This is a genomic window from Faecalibacterium sp. DFI.5.82 (assembly GCF_029076575.1).
GTDB lineage: Bacteria > Bacillota > Clostridia > Oscillospirales > Ruminococcaceae > Faecalibacterium > Faecalibacterium duncaniae.
Genome location: NZ_JARFIS010000504.1, coordinates 1 through 311, shown reverse-complemented (window position 1 = coordinate 311; position 311 = coordinate 1). Strand labels below are relative to the sequence as shown.

At 55.9% G+C, this 311-nt stretch carries 1 protein-coding gene; it reads right to left on the bottom strand.

Going from position 1 to position 311, the window contains the following annotated elements; genetic code table 11:
• Positions 1–99: 99 nt before the first annotated feature.
• A partial coding sequence (locus tag P0G09_RS17620; RefSeq protein WP_275253318.1) for an AraC family transcriptional regulator occupies positions 100–311 on the bottom strand: 212 nt, incomplete at its 5' end.

Sequence of the window (311 nt, the reverse complement as noted above, 5' to 3'; positions counted from 1 at the left end):
GACGAAAACGGAATGATCGAGATCTGATCTCCGTTTCTTGACACGCAAAATCACCTCAGAGCTCTGACAGTGCTGTCAGAAATCTCTGAGGGGATTTTTCTAAGCATCTGGGGCCGTGGGTTCCTCCGCCGCTTTCCGGTGGGCCCGAGCATATTCCCGGGGGCTCTGCCCGTATGCGCTGCGGAACGCCCTATAGTAGTTTGCATAATCCTTGAAGCCGCACAGCAGATAAGCCTCGTTCGGCACGGTTCCCCGTCCCAGCAGTTCACACACTGCGTGGAGCCGCTGCTGCATCAGGTAACGATAAACGC